The organism is Haloarcula rubripromontorii, from assembly GCF_001280425.1.
In the GTDB taxonomy this organism is placed as follows: Archaea; Halobacteriota; Halobacteria; order Halobacteriales; family Haloarculaceae; genus Haloarcula; species Haloarcula rubripromontorii.
The window spans coordinates 316,546-337,116 of sequence record NZ_LIUF01000001.1 but is presented as its reverse complement, the minus strand read 5'-3'; the positions used below and the strand labels follow the sequence as shown (position 1 = coordinate 337,116).

Here is a 20,571-nt window from a genome sequence, read left to right as displayed (position 1 = left end):
ACGCGCTATCCTTTTCAACCACTCAGAGTTTGCCCGCGGCGCTGACGGCCTCGTCAAGCGACGGCGCGTCGAACACGTCGCCGCCGACGTAGGCGTTCGTGCCGGCGCAGTAGAGGTCCCGCGCGACCTGAATCACGTTCTCTTCGAGCGGCTGTGGCGACTCCGCACAGAGGGATTTCCAGTCGGCGACGCCCTCTGTGTCGGCCTGCTGTTTGGCCGCGCTCACGGCCTCGACCCACTCGGGCTGAGTTCGCTTGTGGTACTGGCGAATGACCTCCTTCGAGACCTGCTGGCCCCCGTAGGAGAAGCGGTTCTCGTCGAACGTGCCGACCACGTCGGCGACGCGTATCTCTCCGTCGTAGTACAGGCACTCGATTTTCCCGTCCTCGTGGACGAGGTCGGCCTCGGCGGCCTGCTGGGTGACGATGTGGTTGACCGCGCGGGCCAGTTCCTCTAGGCGGTCGATGTCGGCCGTCCCGGCGATGCGGTCGGCCGCCTCGCGGTCGAGGTAGCGGTCCTGTTCCTCGTATTTCGTCGAAAACTCGACGATTGGCTTGTCCAGGTCAACGACCTCCTCGGGCCAGGTGTCGTAGTCGAGGCCGTGGTCTGCGGGCTCCGTGCGGGACCGCAGCGACGACCCGACGCCGACCCGGTTCCGGAAGACAATCTCTAGGGGAATGAGGTAGTTCTCGTCGGCCTCCGCGTGGTAGGCGTCGTAGTCGTAGCTGCCGTTCTCGAAGGGCAGGTCCGGGACCTGCGTGAGTTCGATGACCATCTCCTCTGGCGCGGCGTCGGCCGACAGCGCCTCGCCGAGGTCTACCACCTCGTCGCTGTCGGAGAGCCTGACGCCCTCGTAGTGTGTCGGGACGTGGTTCTCCTCCAGTAGCTGGAAGTTGTACGCGCCCATCGTACACAGTGACGCGCCCTTATCGGGGATCTGGTCCGGCATCTTCCCCCAGTCGAATACAGAGTAGTCGTCCGTGAACACGAACGCACCGCGGCCCAGTTCCTCGGCCGTCGCCGGTTCGTCCACGCGGAATTCCTTGACGCTCGTCATTGTGCCCGCCTTTCGCGCCGGGGACAAAGACGTTTCTCATACTGTTGGCTGTAACTATTTTTAAGCGATTCGCGGTAGCGAAATTCGTTACACTCGCGCTCGGAAGGCAACGTTTTCCGTCGGGCTGTCGACTGATTGGCTGATGGCTTCCAGTCTGTTGGTCGAGGCTGCGATCATCGTCGCTGCGACGGTCGCAATCTGGAAAGGCAGCGATTGGCTCGAATCGTCGAGCGAACGGCTCGCGACGTACTACGGCCTCCCCGAAGTTGTCCAGGGTGCGATAATTGTTGCTGTCGGGTCGAGTTTCCCGGAGGTCGCGACCGTCGTCGTCGCGGCGCTTGGCGGGTCGATGCCGCTCGGCGTCGGCGCAATCGTCGGTTCAGCTATCTTCAACATTCTCATCATCCCCGCCGCCGCGGGCATTGCCACGGACGACCAACTCGAAGCGAGCCGGACGCTCGTCTACAAGGAGGCGCAGTTCTACATGCTCGCCGTCTCGGTCCTGCTGATCACGATGGCGCTTGCGGTCATCTACTACCCCGGCGAGGCCACACTCACTGGCGTCATCACACGGCCGCTGGCGGCGATTCCGCTCGCGCTCTACGGGCTGTACGTTTTCATCCAGTACCAGGATACAGCCGACCACAACCCCGAAAGGGACTGGACTGCCGACATCTCGGTCGGGCGGGAGTGGCTCTTCCTCCTGCTGGGCCTGGCTGTCATCCTCGTGGCCGTGGAGAATCTAGTCCACGCCGTCGGCGTCATTGGCCGGGCCGCCGGCGTTCAGGAGTTTCTGCTCGGCGTGACGATTCTCGCGGCGGCGACGAGCCTCCCCGACACGCTCGTCAGCGTTAAAGCCGCCCGCGACGACCGCGGGGTCACGTCGCTCGCAAACGTGCTCGGCTCGAACACCTTCGACCTGCTCGTCGCCATCCCGCTTGGCGTTCTCATTGCCGGTACGTGGACCGTTGACTTTGCGATGGCCGTGCCGATGTTCGGTGTCCTGACCGGGGCGACGATTCTCCTGTTTACCGTCCTCCGGACCGACCTCGTGTTGAGCGAACTCGAATCGTATGCGCTGCTGTGCGCCTATGCGGTCTTCGTCGCCTGGGTTATCGTCGAGACGGCGGGCTGGGTCGGCGGTGTGTTGCCGACCTGATAAGCGCTCTCGGAACTGCAGCCGCTTGTGTCCTGGAACACGGGGGCCTGTCGACCTTGTGAGCCGTGTGCGTACCCATACGCTTTTGACCGTTCTTTCCCTCCTGTCCAGCAATGCCGGACGTCCCAGAGACCGTCGGTACTCCGGACGGCTCCACCGAGTTCGAGCACCGTCCGACGACTGACCAGTCGTTCGAGAACGCGCTCGCCAAGGCGAGAAACGGGACGCGACTGACAGTCGACGACGCCGTCGAACTCTTCACCACGGGCACCGACCGGGACGGTATCGACCACTTCCGGAAAGAGCAGGTACTCGAAGCGGCCGACCGCCGCCGCGCCGAGGTCGTCGGCGACGAGGTCACCTTCGTCGCGAACCTCAACAACAACGTCACGACGGCCTGTAACACGGGCTGTCTGTTCTGTAACTTCAAGGACCGCTCCGAGCAGTTCCGCAGCGACTACCAGGAGGACCACGGGGGCTTCACGAAGACACCGAGCGAGTCCCGCGAAATCGTTCGAGACGCCCTCGACCGCGGCATCTACGAGGTCTGTTCGGTGTCGGGACTCCACCCCGCGCTCGCGCTGGATGACGAACACAGAGAGATCTTGGAGTCGAGTGACCGCGGGGATCTGAATTACCGCTCGCCAGAGGAGTACGAGACCGACCCGGCCACATACTGCGAACAGCTCGACGCGATGAACGTCGGCAACGTCCACCTCCACTCGATGACGCCCGAGGAGGCCTATCACGCCCGCCGCGGCACCGACTGGTCCTACGAGGAGGTGTTCGGCCGACTGAAAGACGCCGGTCTCGACAGCGTGCCCGGGACGGCCGCCGAGATCCTCGTCGACGAGGTTCGTGACGTTATCTGTCCGGGGAAGATACGCACCGACGAGTGGCTCGAAGCGATGGAGGCGGCCGCGTCGGTCGGTCTCGATATGACCTCGACGATGATGTACGGCCACGTCGAGAACGAACGCCACCGCGCGTTGCACCTCCAGCGCATCCGCGACCTGCAGGACCGGACCGGCGCGATTACGGAGTTCGTCCCGCTATCCTTTGTCCACGAGGAAACGCCGCTGTACGAGCGCGGCATGGTTGACGGCGGCGCGACGGTCGACGAGGACGAACTGCTGATTGCCGTCTCCAGACTGTTCCTCGACAACATCGACCACATCCAGGCCTCGTGGGTCAAATACGGCGACACGCAGGGACTGAAGATGCTCACCTGCGGTGCCGACGACTTCATGGGGACAATCCTCTCAGAAGAGATCACCAAGCGCGCCGGCGGCGACTACGGCGAGTTCCGGTCGTTTCAGGAGTACGCCGACATGATCACCGCTATCGGCCGGACGCCCGTCGAGCGCTCGACGGACTACGAGCAGCGCCGCGTCATCGACCCCGACGCCGACGTGCTCGGCCCGCAACTCGGACCACGAGCTGACGGAACGCCGTTACTCGACTGAAGTAGTAGACCACGGCTGGGCACTGACCGTGGCCATGGTGGTAGAGTATCTTGCCTGGAACTGCTGTCAGAGGCACGTCCAGGCATGACATATATTGGTGTGCCAGTGTATGTGTAGCTATGGCCTAGAGGACTAGGTGATTGGTTTCCGGGGGCTGGTCTGACTGTGACGGCAGTTCACGCGAAGAAACCGACAGACGATCTCAGGGGGCTTCCGGAGTCTCGCCCCGGTCCAGTATCGACCGGAACCGTTCGCCGGCGTCATCATCGGCCTCGATAGCCGCCTCGATGGGATTCGAGAGCCAGCCGTCATCAACGAACCGGTCGTAGACCGGTAGCCGCTCCGTCAGTGGCACACCGGCGGCCTCGGCGACGGCAGTCAACTCCTGCAGGGCGGGCCACTCGTACTCTGGGTTGATGTGGTCGACTGTCACTGGGGAGACGCCGCCCAGATCGTCGATGCCACAGTCGGTCAGGTCACGAGCGGGCGCAAGGTTCGGGGGGACCTGAACGGACACTTCGTCGGGCAGCGCCGCGCGGGCCATCGCTGTCACCCGGCGCATCGTCGCCAGATCGGGGGAGCCGCCCCGCCATCGTTCGTTCTCGACGACAGGCTGGACGATAACCTCCTGAATGTGACCGTACCGCTCGTGCATTTCACGGATAGCGAGCAAGCTCTCGGCGCGGTTGTGCCAGTCCTCGCCGATACCGACGAGAATGCCCGTGGTGAACGGGACGCCAAGTTCGCCGGCCACTCGGAGGGTGTTGAGCCGCTGGCCGGGATTTTTCGCTCGTGGACCGCCGTGGGCCTGCACCTCGGTGGTCGTCTCCAGCATGACGCCCATCGAGGCGTTCAGGTCGGCGACGTGAGCCATCTGGTCGCGCGTCTGATCGCCCGGGTTGGCGTGGGGGAGCAACCCCTCTTCCAGCGCGATTTCACAGGCCTCTCGGAGGTACTCGTGGATGGAGTCGTGGCCCCATGCGGCGAGTTGGTCGTGGACGGCGGTGTAGCGGTCGTCCGGGTCGTCGCCGAAGGTGAACAGCGCCTCGGTACAGCCGGCGTCGGCCCCCCGGCGACACGTCTCCCGGATTTCCTTGCGGTCCATCAACTCCGCCTGTCCCGGCGGGTCGTAGTACGTGCAGTAGGTACAGGTGTATCGGCACGCGGTCGTCAGCGGCAGGAACACGTTCCGGCAGTAGGACAGCGCTGACGCCGACTCGACGTCCTCGGGCATCACCGACAGCAGGCGCTCGACGTCGTCGTCTGAAATGTCGATGGCGATATCATACGCGTCCGTGCCGGGTATCACGTCCCGGGGTCTGCACCCCACGAATAAAAAGTTTCAGTCGTGTGTGATGGCCTGTGCCAGTAGCTGTAGACGGTCGAAACTGGGCACATGGCAACAGAATCAGTGTGTCGCTACACGCCGGTCACCTGTGAACCGGTATCCACTCTGAAGTGCCGCGTATTCGACGATACTTCGGTGATCGCACCTGTTCAGTCCGCCGGCGTTACTGTGGCGTCGCCCGACTCCCGAAGCAGTTTCGTCGCGAACACCTGCCGCCGGGCGTAAAAGAAGTACACGTAGGGGACCTTCGCCAGCAGGTCGAGGAACGCATAGGTGATGCTGACACCGACGTAGGTCGCGAATCCAAGTCCTTCGGGGCCAGCAAGCCAGACGAGCGGATACGCGATCCACAACAGCCCAACGTGGTTCTTGAGGAGGCTAAACAGGCCGATACGCTGTGGGTCGTCCGGAACCGAGCGCGGGAAGACGAGGTACAGGTAGGCAAACAGCGAGACGTGGAACGTTGCCGAGACGCCGAACAGCGCCCATTTCAGTGTTCCAGCAGCGACGACCGCCCCGACGCCTGCAAGAATCATCAGGGCGTCCGCCGCCATAACCCCGAAGATAGCCCGTCGCGACGCGCCGGCAGTGTACCCGATAAATCCGACGAGCAACGGCGTCGTCACCACCCAGTCGAGATATCGGAATCCGACAAGCGTCGTCTCACCAATGGTTACGGTGCCGATGCCGAACGCCATCGCAACGTACGAGATGCCCGCAACTGCCGGTATAAGCGCCAGTGCCCCCAGAATCGGCCGTTCGTCTGACCCCTCAAGCGACGCATAGAGGAACCCGACGATAGCGACACCGACCGCAAAGCCCGCGGCGGTTATCCCGTACACGACTGCAATGGCGTCCATCAGTCGTCACCCCCGACTGACGGCGACCCTGCGACGCGTCTGTGGCTCGCCGCTGTGGCATCTGTGTCAACGGTAAACAGTCGCACCCGGGATTCGAGGTCGTCAACAGCGGTTTCGCGGAAGGAATCGAGTGAGTCGGAAATCGACTTGACGACGTCCCGCTGCCGACGGATCTGTGCCGACATTTCCTCTGCGGTAGTCGCTGTCTCCGCACTTGCTTCGGTGACAACCTCTATCGAGTCGGCCGTCGCCTGCACGGTGTCTGCCTGCTCCGAGGTCGTCTGTCGCATCTCCTCGATAGATGCCGAGATATCGTCGACGGCCTCCGCGATTGTCGCAATTTCTGACAGGGCCGACTCAACGGTCTCGGTACCGGTTTCGACTCGCGTTTCGGTCGCCTGTATTGAGGCAGTCACCTCTTCTGTCTGCTCAGACACCTCCGCGATGACCGTTGCTATCTCGTCAGCCCGTGACTGCGTCTCTTCAGCGAGTGACTTGACTTCGTCTGCGACGACGCTGAACCCATTCCCGTCCGCGTCGCTGCCCTGTCCACCAGCCCGAGCGGCCTCTATCGACGCATTCAGCGCCAGCATATTCGTCTGCTCTGCGATCTCGGAGATGATGTCCGCGATGTCGGTTATCTCGGCCATTCGCTGCTGGAGGGTCTCGACCTGTGTGACAGCTTCAGCTGTGTCAGCCTGTATCTGGTCCATCTCTGTCAGGGCTGTTTCCGAGGCTGCCCGAGCGTCGTTGCTGGCCTCCTCGACCTCACGGCTCTGGTCGGCAAGGTTGTCAATTGTCGCAGCGATTTCCTCTGCCGACGCGCTCACGTCCTGGATATCGGCTGCAGCTGATTCGAGCTTTGTCTGCTGGTCGGTTGCTTGCGTCTGGATATCGGCAACCGTTTCCACAGCCGCGTCTACCTCCTGTTGGACTTGTTGACTCGTTTCAGTGATCTCGTCAGTTTCGGTTGTGATGCGCTCGGAAACGGCGGTGACCGTCTCGATTGTCTCCTGTAGCTCGTCCATCATCCTGTTGAACGACTGGCCGACGGTTTCCATAGCGTCGTACTCAGTGGCGACATCGACACGCTGCGTGAGATCGCCGTCTGCGGCGTCTGCCATGACTGTCCCGTACGCTGTTGCAATTTCCTGGTAGGCTGTGGCGAGTTCTCTTGCTTCCTCCTCAGCGGCCTCTGCTTCGGCCTGTGCCTCGTTCGCGTCAATCTGTGCCTGTTCGAGGTCTGCCCTCGCAGCCTCCATCTCTGACAGTCGGTCGCGCAACGATACGCGCATCCGCTCGATTGAGTCAGCAAGGTCCCCGAACTCGTCGGTCCGCGTCGAGACGATTTCGGTATCGAGGTCCCCGTCTGCCACCCGCTGTGTCTGTGCTGATAACTCGGTGATGCTCGCGACCGTTTCGGCTGCGTTGATCGAGCCGAGTGTCAGTAAGCCGGCGATGCCGGCGACGACTGTTGATGCGACATCTTGTGTTACCACCCCGACAGTAATCAGGAGGGTGGCCGTTGCGATGTATCCGACACCGAGCTTGGCCCCATAGCTCTGCTTGACACTAGAAACAGTCACATGTAGATAGTAGTCTGAAACTACCTAAATGTAAACTTGGGAGTATCAGTATTGATACTCTAGCGGCGGAGACCCGGGCCGAACTACCGAGGTCGCTCCACGTCGACTCGCCCATCAGCGGTTTTCAGTTCGAATCCTGACTGTTTGAGCCAGTCCGCCGCCGCGCCGTCACTGTGTAACAGCACCTCTGCGAGATCATCCGGTTCGTCGATATCGGTCGCGAGCCGCCGCGAGTCAACCTCGGTAACGCTGGCTCCCACGTCCCGGGCGGCCGCCCGATGGTCGCGGATAGACGCGCCGTGGTAATCGACCCTGAACTCGGAGTGCCGACAGACGAAGGCGTTCGTCCCGCCGCCCAGGCCCGGGGCCAGCACCACGTCGGCTTCGGGAGCGAGCAGGCACTCGATGCTCTCACGGGTCACGAGCGGGAGATCGGCCATCACAACCGCAAGCGCTTGTTCTCCGTCAGCCACCGTCGACGTGAGCAGGTCGTTGACGAGCGCGTCGAGTCCGCGGTCGTCGACGGTGACCGGCACGGCACAGTCAAGCGGTGCCGTCGAGATGATCTCGGGTTCGTGGCCCGCCGCTGTCACTGCGTCGACGACGTCTGAAAGCATCGCTTCGGTAAAATCACGGCGCTCGGCTGGAGAGAGAACAGACGCAAGTCGCGTTTTGGGGGCAGATCCCGAGACGGGGACGACGAGACGCATTACAGCTTGGAGTACTCGTCCTCACTCATCTGCGTGTACGCGTAGTAACCGCCACCGACCAGCAACAGGAGGACAACAAGTCCGCCGCCGACCAGCAGGAGCGTTCGCTGGGTCTGGGCGCTTTGCTGGGCCTGCTGTGCCTTACTCTCGGCCTGCCCGGCGAGGTCCTGGGCGTTCTGGAAGTTCCCGTTCTCGTATGAGGAGATAGCGCTACTGACTAGCTCCTCGGCGTTTTCGTTCCCACCGGCCGCGTCGATTGCAGCCTGTGCGTCGTCGATTGCCTGTCTGGCCGCTTGACTCTCTTCAGTGTAGTGGTGAGCAGTGTCGCTGCGGAACTCCTCTTCGTTGTTGCCGCTGATTCGACTGAGCGAGGCGACCTGATAGTTCTGTGCCGGATCGTACGTGTAATTCGAGATGGCCGGCGTCGTGCCGACGAGTTCGACACGGACTTGGTCACCGTTGTTATCGATCTCTAGATCCTGTTCGAAGGACTGGTCGCCGTAAGTTTCTTGATTTACCTGATTCCCCGCACGCAACACGGTGACCGTCCAGCTAACGTTCTGCAGTTCGGTCGACCCGGCGAGCGTCCATTCGTTCGGCGCATCGGTGAACGGGTCGTCTATCGTGTACGTTACCGACACCTCTTCGCCGACGCCACTCTCAGTCGGCACCCCGTCAGCAGAGACAGAGAACGCACTCGCTGTGCCGGCAGTCGCGAGCAGCGCGACAACACAGAGGAGTGCGACGGTCTTGTTAGAACAGCGGATCAAGTTCATCTTCGTCGTCTTCGACCAAGTCCTCTAAGTTATCTTCGCTTTGGTTACGGATATCGTCGATATTGTCCTGGGCCTCGATGGCGACCTGCTGGAGTTCCTTGATGCGCGGAACGTTGTGGACGCCGGCCAGCAGGATGGATGCGGCCACTTTCGGGGCGTTGGTCGGATAGTCGCCACCGCGGACCTCCATCGAACCGGTTTGCTCCTCGAGCCACTTCCGACCGCGCTCGATTCCCTTCCGGTTCAGGTGCTCCGGCGGCCCTGCCATCACGAGGAGGGCACGCTCTGCACCCTCGATCTCACAGGGGAGTGTCAGTCGGCCGAGCGCGGCTTTCCGGACGAGCGACGTGATACGGTTCGTGGTGTTGGCCGTATCCATCCCGTCGTCGGACGAGTCGTCGCCCTTGAACCGCGAGAGCAGGCCCCCGCCGCCAGAGGACACTTCGACGTCCTCGGAGGCGTACCCGACGGTGGACACGCCGCCGCCGTCGAGCGTGTTGATAATTTCAGAGGAGTCGACGACACTTTCCGCGACGTTGTCGCCGGCCTCGATCTCACCGGCCCCGAACAGCACGCCGAAGCGTCGGACAATCTCCTCGTTGATGTGGTCATAGCCGCCCTCGACGGACTCACCGGTCTGTCGCCAGGCGTCGTTGTCGAACACCATCAGGTTGTCCACCTCGCGCACGAACGTCTGGAACGAGCGGGCGGCGTTGAGGGTGTAGATACCGCCCTCGTCGCTGCCCGGCAGGACGCCCAGGCCGTACACCGGTTCGGTGTAGATTCGCTTGAGGTGTTTTGCGACGACCGGCGACCCGCCCGACCCCGTCCCGCCGCCGAGGCCGGCGACGATGAGGAAGGCGTCGACTTCGTGGACGGGGATGTTGTCAATCGCACCCTGCACCTCGTCGATGTCTTCTTCGGCGATTTCCGCGCCGAGTTCGTTGTCCGCGCCCACGCCATGGCCCTTGACGCGAGCCTGGCCAATGAGCACTCGATTCTCCTCCGGAATGTGTTCTAGCCCAAGCAGGTCTGCTTTTGCTGTATTGACCGCAACAGCCGAGCGGACGATTCCCGAGCCGGTTTCCTTGTCGTACTCGAGGAATTTGTCCACAATTTTGCCACCGGCCTGCCCGAAGCCGATCATCGCCAGTTTCATTATATGGTTCTCCGCTTAAAGGGTCAAAGAGCGATGGCGAGTATAAGTGTTTTGCCCGGCTCTCAGCCCTGAAAGCCAGGATTGAAAATCAATACTATCTAACACAACTCTATTTAGGAAGTGGCTACTGCTGGCGATTCTCCGCTGAGATATCCACTGAGTGTCGTTAGAGAGCCATTACTGATACCGAACGCGTCTACTTCGTTCGTCGCTGGCGTGTTATCGAATTTGAGTGACCGGTACTGATCGGCACCCATCGGGAACCCGACGCTTCCCAGGACAGAGAGCCCGACCTTCGCCAGTGGCATCGGAAGCGGGACAATGCTTACTGACGACCCCTCGGCATCGTACACCTGATTGGTCACGTCTCTGAGCGTCAGTACTTCCGGCCCACCGACCTCGTAGGTCTCGCCGACGTGGTCTTCGGATTCGATACTGTCGACGAGCATCGGCACGAGGTCACCGACCCAGATCGGCTGGAACGTCGTCTGTCTGCCGCCGCCGGGGAGCGGATACAGCGGGACGCCCGGCGCGAACATCCCTTTGAGGCGCTTCGTGAAGGAGACGAACTCGCCGCCCTCGCCGAAGACGACCGACGGGCGGAAGATAGTCCAGTCCAGCGAGGACTCCGTCACAACCTGCTCGGCTTCCCCCTTCGACCGGATGTAGTGCGTGTCGCCGTTAGGGTCTGCACCCAGTGCACTCAGCTGGACGAACCGGTCGACGCCGTGCTCTTCTGCGGCCTGCACGCTGTTTTCCGTTCCGCCGAGATGAATGCGCTCGTGCATCCTGTCGCCGCCGTCCGGTTTGAACAGGGGCGACAGCGCGACCAAATAGTACACCGCGTCCTGATTCTCGAACGCGCTCTCGATACTCCCGTAGTCTGTGACGTCCCCGGAGACGGTTTCGACACCGTCTGGTAGTGTTGCGTCTTCTGGTGACCGAGACAGCGCAGTGACGGCGTGCCCCCGCTCGTCGAGTTCACGGCAGAGGTGTTGTCCGATGAATCCAGTCCCGCCGACGACAAGTACATCCATAGACACCAATACAGTTGGTAGAACCGTAAAGGTGGGCGTATTTCGCTGGTCGACAGGCCCGCAGTCCGGTCACTTGTGTCAGTCTACGGATGCACCGCCCAGGTCGGGGCGCTTACGTCCCCCCACACAGATTGTGAGGTATGCTCGTCACGCTCGAAGGACTGGATGGGAGCGGCAAGACGACCGTGTGGGAACGGCTCCAGCGCGACGACGCCGTCCCCAGCGAGGCTGTGTTCACGCGCGAGCCGACCGATACCTGGTACGGCGACGCCGTTCAGCGCTCTATCGACGACGACGACGCGGACTCGCTGGCCGAACTGTTCCTCTATACGGCTGACCACGCCGCACACCTCTCGAACACGGTTCGACCGGCACTCAGCGAAGACAGACTCGTCGTCTCCGACCGCTACAGCGACTCGCGGTACGCCTATCAGGGCGCGACACTCAAAGCGAGTGAAGCCTTCGACGACCCGCTGTCGTACGTCCGTGAAGTCCACGCCCCCTGGACCCGGCCGCCGGACCGGACTGTGTATCTCAACCTCGATCCAGAAACTGCCGCACAGCGAAGCGGCGCGACGAACAAGTTCGAGACCGCCGAGTATCTCACAACGGTGCGTGACAACTACGAGCGACTCATCGAAGCCGACCCGGAGCGGTTCGTTCGCGTCGACGCAACCGCCGATCCAGACACTGTGTACGAACGGGTCCGAGCAGCGATTCTCGACTAGTCCATCGATGCCGGTAGTTCGACTTCGTCGGGAGCAGGCATCCAGAAGTAATCGAACGTCATCCCGGTCGCGAGTGGAATAACGATCGTTACGAGGAGGACAGCCGTCTGACTCCCGAGGTTCGCCCCGAGACTGAACACGCCACTCAACACCAGCAGGATGACGACCATGACTACTGGACAGAGGAGCAGCGAGTAGACGAGGCTCCCCCACCGCGTGTGCAGGCGAACGCGGAAAAAGCGCGTCATGAGCGCCGTCACAGCACTGTTGACCAGCACGATGACGAGCAGGCCGATAATACCGGCGACACTGACCATGTTCGGCGTAGGGCGGCAAGTCCCTTTGCGGTGTCGGAACAACGCGGGCCGCTCACTCCAGACACATGTACGTGCGCGTATCGTCGACGCCGTTGAGATCCCGGATGTGACCCGAAACCGACTGCATGATGTCGTACACTTCTGTACCGGTCGCTTCGGCGATGATGTCGTACTGTCCGGCGACGATGTGTGCCTCGGTGATGCCTTCGGCGTCGCGAACTGCCGCAAGGAGGTCTTCGGATTTGCCGGCAGCCGTCTTGATCATGATGAACGCGCTAACCATATTGTGGTGTGTCGTGTCATGGCACGAAAAAGGTTCCGTCAGGAAAAAACAACGGCTGTATTGTTTGACAGCGTGGTCAAGGCGTCCGGTGGTTCCACCGGGTGGGTACTTTTATTCACCCCCGCCCCATAGGAGGGTGTATGCGATTCGTTATCGTGGGTTCAGGTCGTGTCGGACTGCGGACGGCTCGCGTCCTGCAAGAGAGTGGCCACGAAGTTGTCCTCATCGAGCGCGATGAGAACGCAGTTGAGCGCGCGCGAACGGCTGGCTTCGAGGTGATTGCGGGCGATGGCGCTATCGAGGAGACGCTCGGCAACGCTGATCTCGAAGCCGCCGACGCGCTCGGCGCGCTCACCGGCGACCTGAACGACAACTTCGTTGCCTGTATGATCGCCAAGGAACACGGCTGTCGAACCGTCATGCGCATCGACGAGGACTACCGCGAAGAGATCTATCGACGCTACGCCTCCGAGGTCGACGAGGTAATCTACCCAGAACGACTGGGCGCTATCGCCGCCAAGAATGCGCTGCTGGGCGGGAACATCCGCGCAGTCGCCGATATCGCGCAGAACCTCCAGCTCGTGGAGTTTACCATCCAGCGGCAATCGCCGATGGAGGGGTACACGCTGTCGGAACTGGAGCTGCCGTCGGATTCCCGGCTGATGGCACATGGGAAAGGCGAGGCCCCGCTCGCCATTCCCGACCCTGACGAAACGCTAGAGGCCGGTGATCGCGTCGTGATACTGGCCGACTTCGAGACGCTCTCGGATGTCCGAAGCATCGTCGTTGGCGAATCAGAGCGCGCAACCGCGCTCGGAGGTGCCTGAAAATGGTCATTGCATACGTTATGGTTAAAGCCCACACCGGTGACGCGGACCGCCTGAAAGCTGATATCGAAGGCGTCGACGGCGTTGTCGAGGCACATATCGTTGCCGGAGACGTCGACTTCATCGCGAAAGTGAACGTGGAGACGCCCGCTGAAGTCAAGGATGTCGCAGCGACGCACATTCAGGAAATTCAGGGCGTCGAAACGACACAGACCTATATCGCGATGGACTGAGACAGACCGTTATCTGAACTCTGTGCTCGGCACGGCCCCACTATAGCGGCGTCCCGCCACGAGAGCCTTCACTGCCACCGGTACTCGCCGAATTGAGGAGGTCAGCCACGACACCGACGTAGTCATAGCCTGGAATGACACCCTCGACATACGTCCCCTCGACGTACTCGACGAAGGTCTTTGCGACGTCTGCGGCCTGCCGTTCGCCACCCATTGTGTACTCGAACGTGACCACGACCTGCTCGCCGTCCTCGACGACGCTGTACTCGTCTAGTTCGACAGCAGTTCGGGTCGCTTTCGGCGCGTCCTCAAGCCGCCGCTCCAGCGTCTCAAGCCAGCCATCGACGACGGCATCACCGACCTCGTCACTTGTCGCGGCCTGCAGCGACGGCGCTCTGACCGTCACCTCGTAGTTCGTCCGCCACTCCTCGCCCTCGGTCGCGGTCACGCGACCGTCGAAGTTCGTCGTCTCGACAGCGTAGCTATCCCCGGCCGGGACGAGCGCATCGTGTCGGTCGAACGCTTCGGCAACGTCGTCTGGCACATCAGTCATTACGCCGGTATAGGCCACAGACGTGCAAAAACGCGTCGTGTCCGGCCGCTCGCCGTTCGGACTATCTGTCATTACCGCACCCGAATCTGTGATCGACACGGCTGTGCCACACGAGACTATCGAGTGTGTCACAGATGAGCGGTCAGCGTGTATCCTGTGGAATCTGTGGCCAGCTAAACACGAGTCACAGCGTCCGGTGACCCGTGATTGTCCACGCCCGTATCGCTGCTCGTGTCCACTCGTCGCAGAATGCGAGGGATGGGATTCGAACCCACGGACCCCTACGGGAGCGGGTCTTAAGCCCACCGCCTTTGGCCAAGCTCGGCTACCCTCGCGCAGATTGAACTCTGCGGGGGCTAGTGAATGGTCCTTTCGGTCTTGGACTGCCATCGTGTCCCATCACAATCACGCTGGTGTGGCTCGCTAGCGACCGTGACACACCGGTTCCCGTCACTCTCTACTCTTCGACCGGGAGTTTATCGGTCGGAAGGAACTTCGTCCGGTCTGCGTGGTCGAACGATGCGACCGGCGTCCCGTCCAGTTTCCTGAGCAACGTCTGGAACGTCGCCCCGTCGTTCGCAGCGGTCACCGCGTTGCCGGCGTCCCGGAGCTCGTACGCGCCAGCGATGAACAGCGACGCAGCGTTCGGGTCGAAATACTCGACGGCCAGAAACACCTGCTCTCCGACCGTTCGCCGGTACACGTCGTACGCTTCGAGGGGATTCGATTCCACCAGCCGCGTCACGTCCTCGGCCTTGTTGCCCGGAATGACGAACACGAGTTCGAGTCCGTCACCGTCGTCAACTGTCTGCAGACCCGCATCCCCGGCGGGGACGACGACTGCCTCGCGGCCGTCAGAACGCCGCTGGTCCGCCAGCGCCTGTGTCTCATCTAACGTTTGTTTCCACGATGCCTTGCGGGCGTCCGAACCGGCGGCAAGCCGTTCGAGGTCGTCTGTCCCCTCACCACCTGTCTTTACCATACCCTGTCGTTACGCCCGCGGGAGGTAAATGGTGGTGTCACCGGACGCCGAAGATGACTTCCATGCTCAGGGAAAGCCCGAGGACGAACAGACTCGCAACGAAGAGCTTCACCGGCGGCGAGAGTCGGTCTTCGGGCGGGGCGAGCGTATCGAGGGGCGGAACGACCCGAGCCAGCACCGACTCGAACGGCGTTCGCTCCCGCCCCGACACGCCAAACGACACGGCGGAGTCGTCGGAGTCGTCTGAATCGAGAGATGGCGCACGCCACAGCGTAACCGAAGCGTAGCCGAACAGCGCGAAGCCGATAAAAAACAGCGCGAACTTCACTGTCACCCAGCCACCGCCGCGGAGCGGCGAGAGCACGCCGCCGATAAGCGTCGCTGTGAGCGTTACGCCGAGGGCATACCACAGCAGATCGAGTACCTTTCCCGACAGGTTATCCATCGTGCGTGTCGTAGCCACGTTGGCGCAGTTCGTCGCCAGGGGAGACGTGCTCCTGTGCGTGCCGGTGACAGAAGCTCATCCGTCTGTCGTCGACATCGTAGTACTGCGGTGTTTCGGTGTCACACTGACCGCCGAACACTTCCTTGAGGTACGCCCGTGCGGCATCGGGGTCCCCATCACTGAGATACGTTGCAGCCTGTTCGACGTGTTCTCGTACGTCTGGCGGGAGGTCCACGTCGCTGAACTCCTCCGCGATGATTTCTTCGCCGTCAGCCAACGCGGTGTCGAACCCGAGCCGTTCCTTGAGCCGCTCACCGAGCGACTGTTCCGCGCGGGACCGCTCGCGAATGACATCACGGAACTCTCGGATCCGGTCCCACACCGCATCGCTAGCGTCTATGTCTTCGGGCCGAATCCGGACGGGACACCGCGTTGCGAAGGGGCATCCTTCCGGTGGGTCCCGTGGACTCGGTGGCGAGCCGGGCAAGGTAATCCGGTCCGCCTGGACCGTCGGGTCCGGTTCCGGAATCGCCGACAGCAACGCGCGCGTGTAGGGGTTTTCCGGGCGCTGGAACAGCTGTTCCGTCGGCCCGACCTCCATGAGATTCCCGAGATACATCACGCCGACGCGGTCACAGATGTGCCGGACCACACTCAGGTCGTGCGCGATGAAGAGGTACGTGAGACCGAACTCTTCTTGCAGGTCTTCCAGCAGATTGAGTATCTGGGCCTGGACGGACACGTCGAGCGCCGAAACGGGCTCGTCGAGGACGACGAACTCCGGTTCGAGTGCAAGCGCCCGCGCGATGCCGATACGCTGTCGCTGGCCGCCGGAGAACTGGTGCGGATATCGGTAGTAGTGCTCCGGCATGAGTCCGACCTGATCGAGCAGTGTCCGCACTTTCTCCCGACGCTCGCGAGCCGTGCCCTGCTCGTGGACGTCCAGCGGTTCGCGGATTATCTCACCGACAGTCATCCGGTCGTTGAGGCTCGACTCGGGGTCCTGAAACACCATCTGGGCGTTGCGGCGCCACTCCTTGAGGTCGTCGCCGCTGAGTTCGGTTATATCCGTTCCATCGAAGGAGACTGTCCCGGAGGTGGCCGTTTCCAGTTGGATGAGTGTCCGACCGAGGGTTGTCTTGCCACAGCCGGATTCACCGACCAGCCCGAACGTCTCGCCGCGCGAGATTTCGAAGTTCACGCCGTCGACGGCTTTCACTGGGTCTCCCCCGAGCAGTCCACCGCCTTCGTAGTACGTCTTCAGATCCTGCACATCGAGCAGTGTCTCGCCGGTCTGGTGGGACGCGGTCTCGACAACTGATTCACTCATCTGTGTCACCTCCGTCCAGCTGGCCGCCGGTGTCCCCGGCACTGTGGCCGTGGCCACCATCAGCCCGTGCGTCGCCGTCCTCGGACCCGGATGGACCGCCGTCAGTACCAGCCTTTCGACGCTCAGCCGGCCAGTCGTCCGCCGACAGTGCTTCGTCTGCTTCGACGCCTGTCTGGTCCGCGTTCTCTTCGTGCTGTGTCACAGTGTCGTCAGTAGGCATATCTTCGGGGTACAGGAGACAGGCGGCAGTGTGGTCCGCTGATTCGCTGACTTCGACGTGGGCGGGATGGACCCGCTCACACTCATCGAAGCCCTTCGGGCACCGGCTGACAAACCGACAGTACGACGCCGATTCGTGTGGCGTCGGCACGTCCCCTTCGATAGTGGGGAGTCGATCCGTACTGGGATTCCGGCCGGGAATGCTCTGCAGAAGTCCCTGTGTGTATGGGTGGTGTGGGTTCGCGAACAGTTCCTCTACCGGTGCCTGCTCGACGACTTCGCCGGCGTACATCACGGCGACGCGGTCGGCGACTTCCGCGATGACGCCCATGTCGTGCGTGATGAACATGATACCGATGTCACGCTTTGTCTGAATCTCCTGTAGCAGGTCCAGAATCTGGGCCTGAATGGTGACATCGAGCGCCGTCGTCGGCTCATCACAGATGAGCAGGTCTGGGTCACAGGCCAGTGCCATCGCGATGACGGCTCGCTGGCGCATCCCGCCGGAGAACTCGTGTGGGAACTCATCGACACGCCGCGCCGCGTCGGGGATGCCGACCGCACGCAGCAGTTCGATGGCCTCCGACTTGGCTTCGGCCCCTTCCATACCACGGTGGAGCTCCAGCGCCTCGATGATCTGGTTCCCGACAGTGTACACCGGATTGAGCGAACTCAGCGGGTCCTGAAACACCATCGCGATGTCGCCGCCACGAACTGACCGGTATTGCTTCTCCGAAAGCGTCGTCAGCTCTCGTCCGTCTAACCGTATGGACGACTCCTCGCTGATTTCGCCCGGACTATCGACCAGTCCCATGATCGAGCGCGCGGTGACGCTCTTGCCCGAACCGGATTCGCCGACGATACCGAGCGTCTCGCCGCGTGCAATGTCGAATGAAACGCCGTCGACAGCGCGAATCTCCTCTTTATCGCTGTGGAACACGGTCCGGAGGTTGTCAACGGCCAGCAGCGGCTCGCCGTCTTCGGTGTGGCTCATCCGCCACCACCTCCGGCGGCCGCGCCGGTTGCACCGCCTTCAGCACCCTCGCTCTGTGGGTCAATAGCGTCCCGAATCCCGTCGCTCAACGCGTTGAAGCCGGTGACGACCAGCGTAATCAGGATGCCCGGAATGAGCGAGATGTGCCAGGACTGACTGGCGATGTACTGTTGCCCGATGTTGATCGCCCGCCCCCACTCGGGAGTCGGGGCGGTAATCCCGAGTCCGAGGAACGAGAGGGCGGAGACCGAGATAATGACGCCACCGAGCGTCAGGGAGGCGTAAACCAGGAGATAGCCGAGAATATACGGTGCCATGTGTTTCCGCATAATCACAGTGGGTCGCTGGCCGTAACTCTTTGCCGCGTCGACCCACTCCTGTTCGCCGACCTGTAACGCAGGGCCACGCACTGCTCGCCACAGCCCTGGCCAGCGTATCAGCGCAAACAGGAGGATGAACAGCATCGCCCCGTTGTAGATCTCTGCTATCCAGTGGTTCTTGAACACCACTGTCGCAAGAATCACCAGCAGCAATGCTGGCATCGCCTGCACGGAGTCACTGGTCAGGACCACAATGAGGTCAGTGACTCCCTTGTAGTAGGCGGTAACTAACGCCAGTGTCGTCGCAATAAAGCCCGCAATCGCCATCGACCCGAGGCCGATGAACAGCGACACCCGTGCGCCAAAGGCGAGGAAGGTAAACAGGTCCTTGCCGCTGACGAGCGTTCCGACAGGGTGGAATCGCCCGAAGTCGTCGTAACTCCAGATACCGACGTTGCTGTCCCCGCTACCGCGCGATGCGGACCCAAGGTTTGCCTCGCCGATGGTAATCGTTTCGACCGTCTCCGTGTCCTCGTTGAAGTACTGCATCTCGTGGGAGTACGGCCCTTTGATATTCTCTTCGGCTGTCGTTGGACCGACAACGGGCGCGAACGCGGCCATCGTGATGAAGAAGACGACGACAGCGAGTCCGAACAGGCCCCAGTAGTGGCTTCGGAGTCGGTCGATGACATCGTCAGTCGGCGTCCAGTCAGCAGCGCGATAGTGCCGTCGGAAGAGCACGTACCCGTACCACAGCCACGCCAACAAGACTGCGACGTATGCATACACCAGCAGGAAGCGAATGAGCCATGCGTACTTCGGCTCAAGGCCGAGGAACGTGCCCTGCCAGCTACTCCCGTCGTAGTACCCTCGGTTGGGTATCAGTTCTCGGCTCAGCAGATGCGGCAGTTCGCTGAAGAAGGCCGACGCACCGGCGAACGCCTCGGCGCCGGGCGATCCCGGGAGTCGCGCGAGCACGTAGCCTATCGCGCCGAACAGCCCATCGAGGTACGTCGGTCCCTCAAGCAGTAACAGGACACAGAGTACGGCACCCCACAGTAGTGCCGGCCTGGGGTGTGCTTTGAGTCGGTCCCGCAACGGCTGATCAATGTCGTCGGTGGGTTCTGTCCCTCTCATCCGTCGTACCCCACGCGTGGGTCGATGATTGTGTACGCGAAGTCCTGTACGATATTCAGCCCGACGATAAGAAGGATGAACAGATACATCAGTGTCCCAACAAGCGGAAGGTCACCCTGCTCCGCCGCCCGGAAGAACAGGAGACCGATACCGTTAATCGAGAAGACTGTCTCGACGAGCACTGACCCGCCGATCAGGATGAACGCCTCGGCAGTGATCACCGGCACGAGCGGAATCAGGGCGTTCCGGAAGATATGCTTCCAGACCAGTACCCGCGGTGAGACGCCTTTGGCCTTGGCCGTTTCGACGTACTTCGAATTGATCGTTTCGAGAACGGCAGTTCGGCCGATCCGCATCTCTGTGCCCATCGACGCGGACCCAAGCACCAGTGCGGGCGGCAGTATCTGTTTTGTCGCTTTCGCGAGGTTGTTCCACGCCTGTCCCGGATCGGTTATCAGTCTCGTGGGATTTTTCAGCACGGCGAGGTTCGGCGAGGTCACGACGTTGGTCTCGACGATAAAGCTGGTCCAGCTGAACCCAAACAGCTGCTCCGACTGCGAGAGCACCGTCACCAGAATGACCGCGAGCCAGAAGTTCGGCATCGCCCGCCAGACAATCCCACCGAAAGAGGCGAAGTAATCCGAGAACGTGTTGGGATTCAGGCCGGCGTAGAAGCCGAGCGGAATACCGATTCCGAGGGCGATCAGGACGGCCCAGAATCCGAGCCAGATCGTCCGTGGTGCGTAGCTGATGATGAGGTCGATGGCCGGCGTTCCGGAGTTGATCACCCATGACTGGCCCAGGTCAAACAGGAACAGGTCTCCCATAAAGTCGAAGTACTGCTCCCAGAGGGGGTCGTTCAGTCCCAGACGTTGCTCGATCTGTCGGATCGCGCGGGCATCGCCTTGTGGCCCGAGGATCGCCGCTGCAGGACTGAGCGGCCCCAGCCGGATAATTGCGAACGTTACTGTCGTCCCGAATATGATAACAGGGATCGACAGTACCAAGCGCTTGAGCAGATACGTAGCGCGGCTCATGGCTTAGC

At 61.8% G+C, this 20,571-nt stretch carries 22 protein-coding genes and 1 tRNA gene; 5 read left to right on the top strand and 18 right to left on the bottom strand.

What is annotated here, in order from left to right:
- Nucleotides 1-22 precede the first annotated feature (22 nt).
- A complete protein-coding gene (locus AMS69_RS01745) occupies nucleotides 23-1,057 on the bottom strand; it encodes a phosphoribosylaminoimidazolesuccinocarboxamide synthase (protein WP_053966377.1) in 1,035 nt (344 codons plus the stop codon).
- A 142-nt stretch (nucleotides 1,058-1,199) separates the two neighbouring features.
- Here AMS69_RS01745 and AMS69_RS01740 point away from each other — a divergent pair, with 142 nt between their 5' ends.
- Nucleotides 1,200-2,216: a sodium:calcium antiporter gene (locus AMS69_RS01740; protein ID WP_053966376.1), complete on the top strand. Its 1,017-nt coding sequence runs from the start codon at nucleotides 1,200-1,202 to the stop codon at nucleotides 2,214-2,216.
- Between the two features lie 113 nt (nucleotides 2,217-2,329).
- The gene (gene cofH, locus AMS69_RS01735) at nucleotides 2,330-3,682 is read left to right on the top strand and encodes a 7,8-didemethyl-8-hydroxy-5-deazariboflavin synthase subunit CofH (protein WP_053966375.1); all 1,353 of its coding nucleotides are present in this window, start codon (nucleotides 2,330-2,332) and stop codon (nucleotides 3,680-3,682) included.
- 202 nt (nucleotides 3,683-3,884) lie between these two features.
- On the opposite strand, the gene cofG is transcribed toward cofH, so the two are convergent.
- From cofG to AMS69_RS01700, 7 genes are all read right to left on the bottom strand, one after another.
- A complete protein-coding gene (gene cofG / locus AMS69_RS01730; RefSeq protein WP_053966374.1) occupies nucleotides 3,885-4,991 on the bottom strand; it encodes a 7,8-didemethyl-8-hydroxy-5-deazariboflavin synthase subunit CofG in 1,107 nt (368 codons plus the stop codon).
- A 188-nt stretch (nucleotides 4,992-5,179) separates the two neighbouring features.
- Nucleotides 5,180-5,890 carry a sensory rhodopsin I gene (gene sop1 / locus AMS69_RS01725; protein ID WP_053966373.1) on the bottom strand — a complete coding sequence of 237 codons (711 nt, stop codon included), beginning with the start codon at nucleotides 5,888-5,890 and terminating at the stop codon, nucleotides 5,180-5,182.
- Nucleotides 5,890-7,476, bottom strand: coding sequence for a sensory rhodopsin I transducer Htr1 (gene htr1 / locus AMS69_RS01720; RefSeq protein ID WP_053966372.1), 1,587 nt, complete (start codon nucleotides 7,474-7,476; stop codon nucleotides 5,890-5,892). The genes sop1 and htr1 overlap by 1 nt, the downstream gene beginning before the upstream one ends.
- Nucleotides 7,477-7,559: 83 nt before the next feature.
- Entirely contained in the window at nucleotides 7,560-8,186 is a 627-nt protein-coding gene (cofC, locus tag AMS69_RS01715) for a 2-phospho-L-lactate guanylyltransferase (protein ID WP_053966371.1), read from the bottom strand.
- Entirely contained in the window at nucleotides 8,186-8,962 is a 777-nt protein-coding gene (locus AMS69_RS01710; protein WP_053966370.1) for a hypothetical protein, read from the bottom strand. The genes cofC and AMS69_RS01710 overlap by 1 nt, the downstream gene beginning before the upstream one ends.
- Nucleotides 8,940-10,121 carry a tubulin/FtsZ family protein gene (locus tag AMS69_RS01705; RefSeq protein ID WP_005536054.1) on the bottom strand — a complete coding sequence of 394 codons (1,182 nt, stop codon included), beginning with the start codon at nucleotides 10,119-10,121 and terminating at the stop codon, nucleotides 8,940-8,942. The genes AMS69_RS01710 and AMS69_RS01705 overlap by 23 nt, the downstream gene beginning before the upstream one ends.
- Nucleotides 10,122-10,234: 113 nt before the next feature.
- Nucleotides 10,235-11,158 carry a complex I NDUFA9 subunit family protein gene (locus tag AMS69_RS01700; RefSeq protein ID WP_053966369.1) on the bottom strand — a complete coding sequence of 308 codons (924 nt, stop codon included), beginning with the start codon at nucleotides 11,156-11,158 and terminating at the stop codon, nucleotides 10,235-10,237.
- A 140-nt stretch (nucleotides 11,159-11,298) separates the two neighbouring features.
- Between AMS69_RS01700 and tmk the strand changes: the two genes are divergently transcribed.
- Nucleotides 11,299-11,886 carry a dTMP kinase gene (gene tmk, locus AMS69_RS01695; RefSeq protein WP_053966368.1) on the top strand — a complete coding sequence of 196 codons (588 nt, stop codon included), beginning with the start codon at nucleotides 11,299-11,301 and terminating at the stop codon, nucleotides 11,884-11,886.
- On the opposite strand, the gene AMS69_RS01690 is transcribed toward tmk, so the two are convergent.
- A complete protein-coding gene (locus tag AMS69_RS01690) occupies nucleotides 11,883-12,203 on the bottom strand; it encodes a hypothetical protein (RefSeq protein ID WP_053966367.1) in 321 nt (106 codons plus the stop codon). The two genes, tmk and AMS69_RS01690, sit on opposite strands and share 4 nt — an antisense overlap.
- Nucleotides 12,204-12,255: 52 nt before the next feature.
- Nucleotides 12,256-12,486, bottom strand: coding sequence for an Lrp/AsnC family transcriptional regulator (locus AMS69_RS01685; RefSeq protein ID WP_053966366.1), 231 nt, complete (start codon nucleotides 12,484-12,486; stop codon nucleotides 12,256-12,258).
- Nucleotides 12,487-12,626: 140 nt separating this feature from the next.
- On the opposite strand from AMS69_RS01685, the gene AMS69_RS01680 reads away from it, so the two are divergent.
- Together AMS69_RS01680 and AMS69_RS01675 are read left to right on the top strand one after the other, a co-directional pair.
- Nucleotides 12,627-13,313 carry a potassium channel family protein gene (locus AMS69_RS01680; RefSeq protein WP_053966365.1) on the top strand — a complete coding sequence of 229 codons (687 nt, stop codon included), beginning with the start codon at nucleotides 12,627-12,629 and terminating at the stop codon, nucleotides 13,311-13,313.
- Between the two features lie 2 nt (nucleotides 13,314-13,315).
- A complete protein-coding gene (locus AMS69_RS01675; protein WP_053966364.1) occupies nucleotides 13,316-13,546 on the top strand; it encodes an Lrp/AsnC family transcriptional regulator in 231 nt (76 codons plus the stop codon).
- 40 nt (nucleotides 13,547-13,586) lie between these two features.
- Here AMS69_RS01675 and AMS69_RS01670 read toward each other — a convergent pair whose 3' ends face one another.
- The 8 genes from AMS69_RS01670 to AMS69_RS01635 all read right to left on the bottom strand — a co-directional run bounded on the left by AMS69_RS01670 (nucleotide 13,587) and on the right by AMS69_RS01635 (nucleotide 20,563).
- Nucleotides 13,587-14,099, bottom strand: coding sequence for a DUF5813 family protein (locus AMS69_RS01670; RefSeq protein ID WP_053966363.1), 513 nt, complete (start codon nucleotides 14,097-14,099; stop codon nucleotides 13,587-13,589).
- Between the two features lie 250 nt (nucleotides 14,100-14,349).
- Nucleotides 14,350-14,434, bottom strand: a tRNA-Leu gene (locus AMS69_RS01665).
- Between the two features lie 122 nt (nucleotides 14,435-14,556).
- Nucleotides 14,557-15,081, bottom strand: coding sequence for a DUF7529 family protein (locus AMS69_RS01660; protein WP_053966362.1), 525 nt, complete (start codon nucleotides 15,079-15,081; stop codon nucleotides 14,557-14,559).
- Between the two features lie 37 nt (nucleotides 15,082-15,118).
- The gene (locus AMS69_RS01655) at nucleotides 15,119-15,526 is read right to left on the bottom strand and encodes a DUF7555 family protein (protein ID WP_053966361.1); all 408 of its coding nucleotides are present in this window, start codon (nucleotides 15,524-15,526) and stop codon (nucleotides 15,119-15,121) included.
- Entirely contained in the window at nucleotides 15,519-16,856 is a 1,338-nt protein-coding gene (locus tag AMS69_RS01650) for an ABC transporter ATP-binding protein (RefSeq protein WP_053967010.1), read from the bottom strand. Before AMS69_RS01650 ends, AMS69_RS01655 begins: the two co-directional genes overlap by 8 nt.
- The gene (locus AMS69_RS01645; RefSeq protein ID WP_053966360.1) at nucleotides 16,849-18,069 is read right to left on the bottom strand and encodes an ABC transporter ATP-binding protein; all 1,221 of its coding nucleotides are present in this window, start codon (nucleotides 18,067-18,069) and stop codon (nucleotides 16,849-16,851) included. Before AMS69_RS01645 ends, AMS69_RS01650 begins: the two co-directional genes overlap by 8 nt.
- Nucleotides 18,066-19,526 carry an ABC transporter permease gene (locus AMS69_RS01640; protein WP_053966359.1) on the bottom strand — a complete coding sequence of 487 codons (1,461 nt, stop codon included), beginning with the start codon at nucleotides 19,524-19,526 and terminating at the stop codon, nucleotides 18,066-18,068. The genes AMS69_RS01645 and AMS69_RS01640 overlap by 4 nt, the downstream gene beginning before the upstream one ends.
- Nucleotides 19,523-20,563: an ABC transporter permease gene (locus tag AMS69_RS01635; protein ID WP_053966358.1), complete on the bottom strand. Its 1,041-nt coding sequence runs from the start codon at nucleotides 20,561-20,563 to the stop codon at nucleotides 19,523-19,525. Before AMS69_RS01635 ends, AMS69_RS01640 begins: the two co-directional genes overlap by 4 nt.
- Nucleotides 20,564-20,571: the final 8 nt, after the last annotated feature.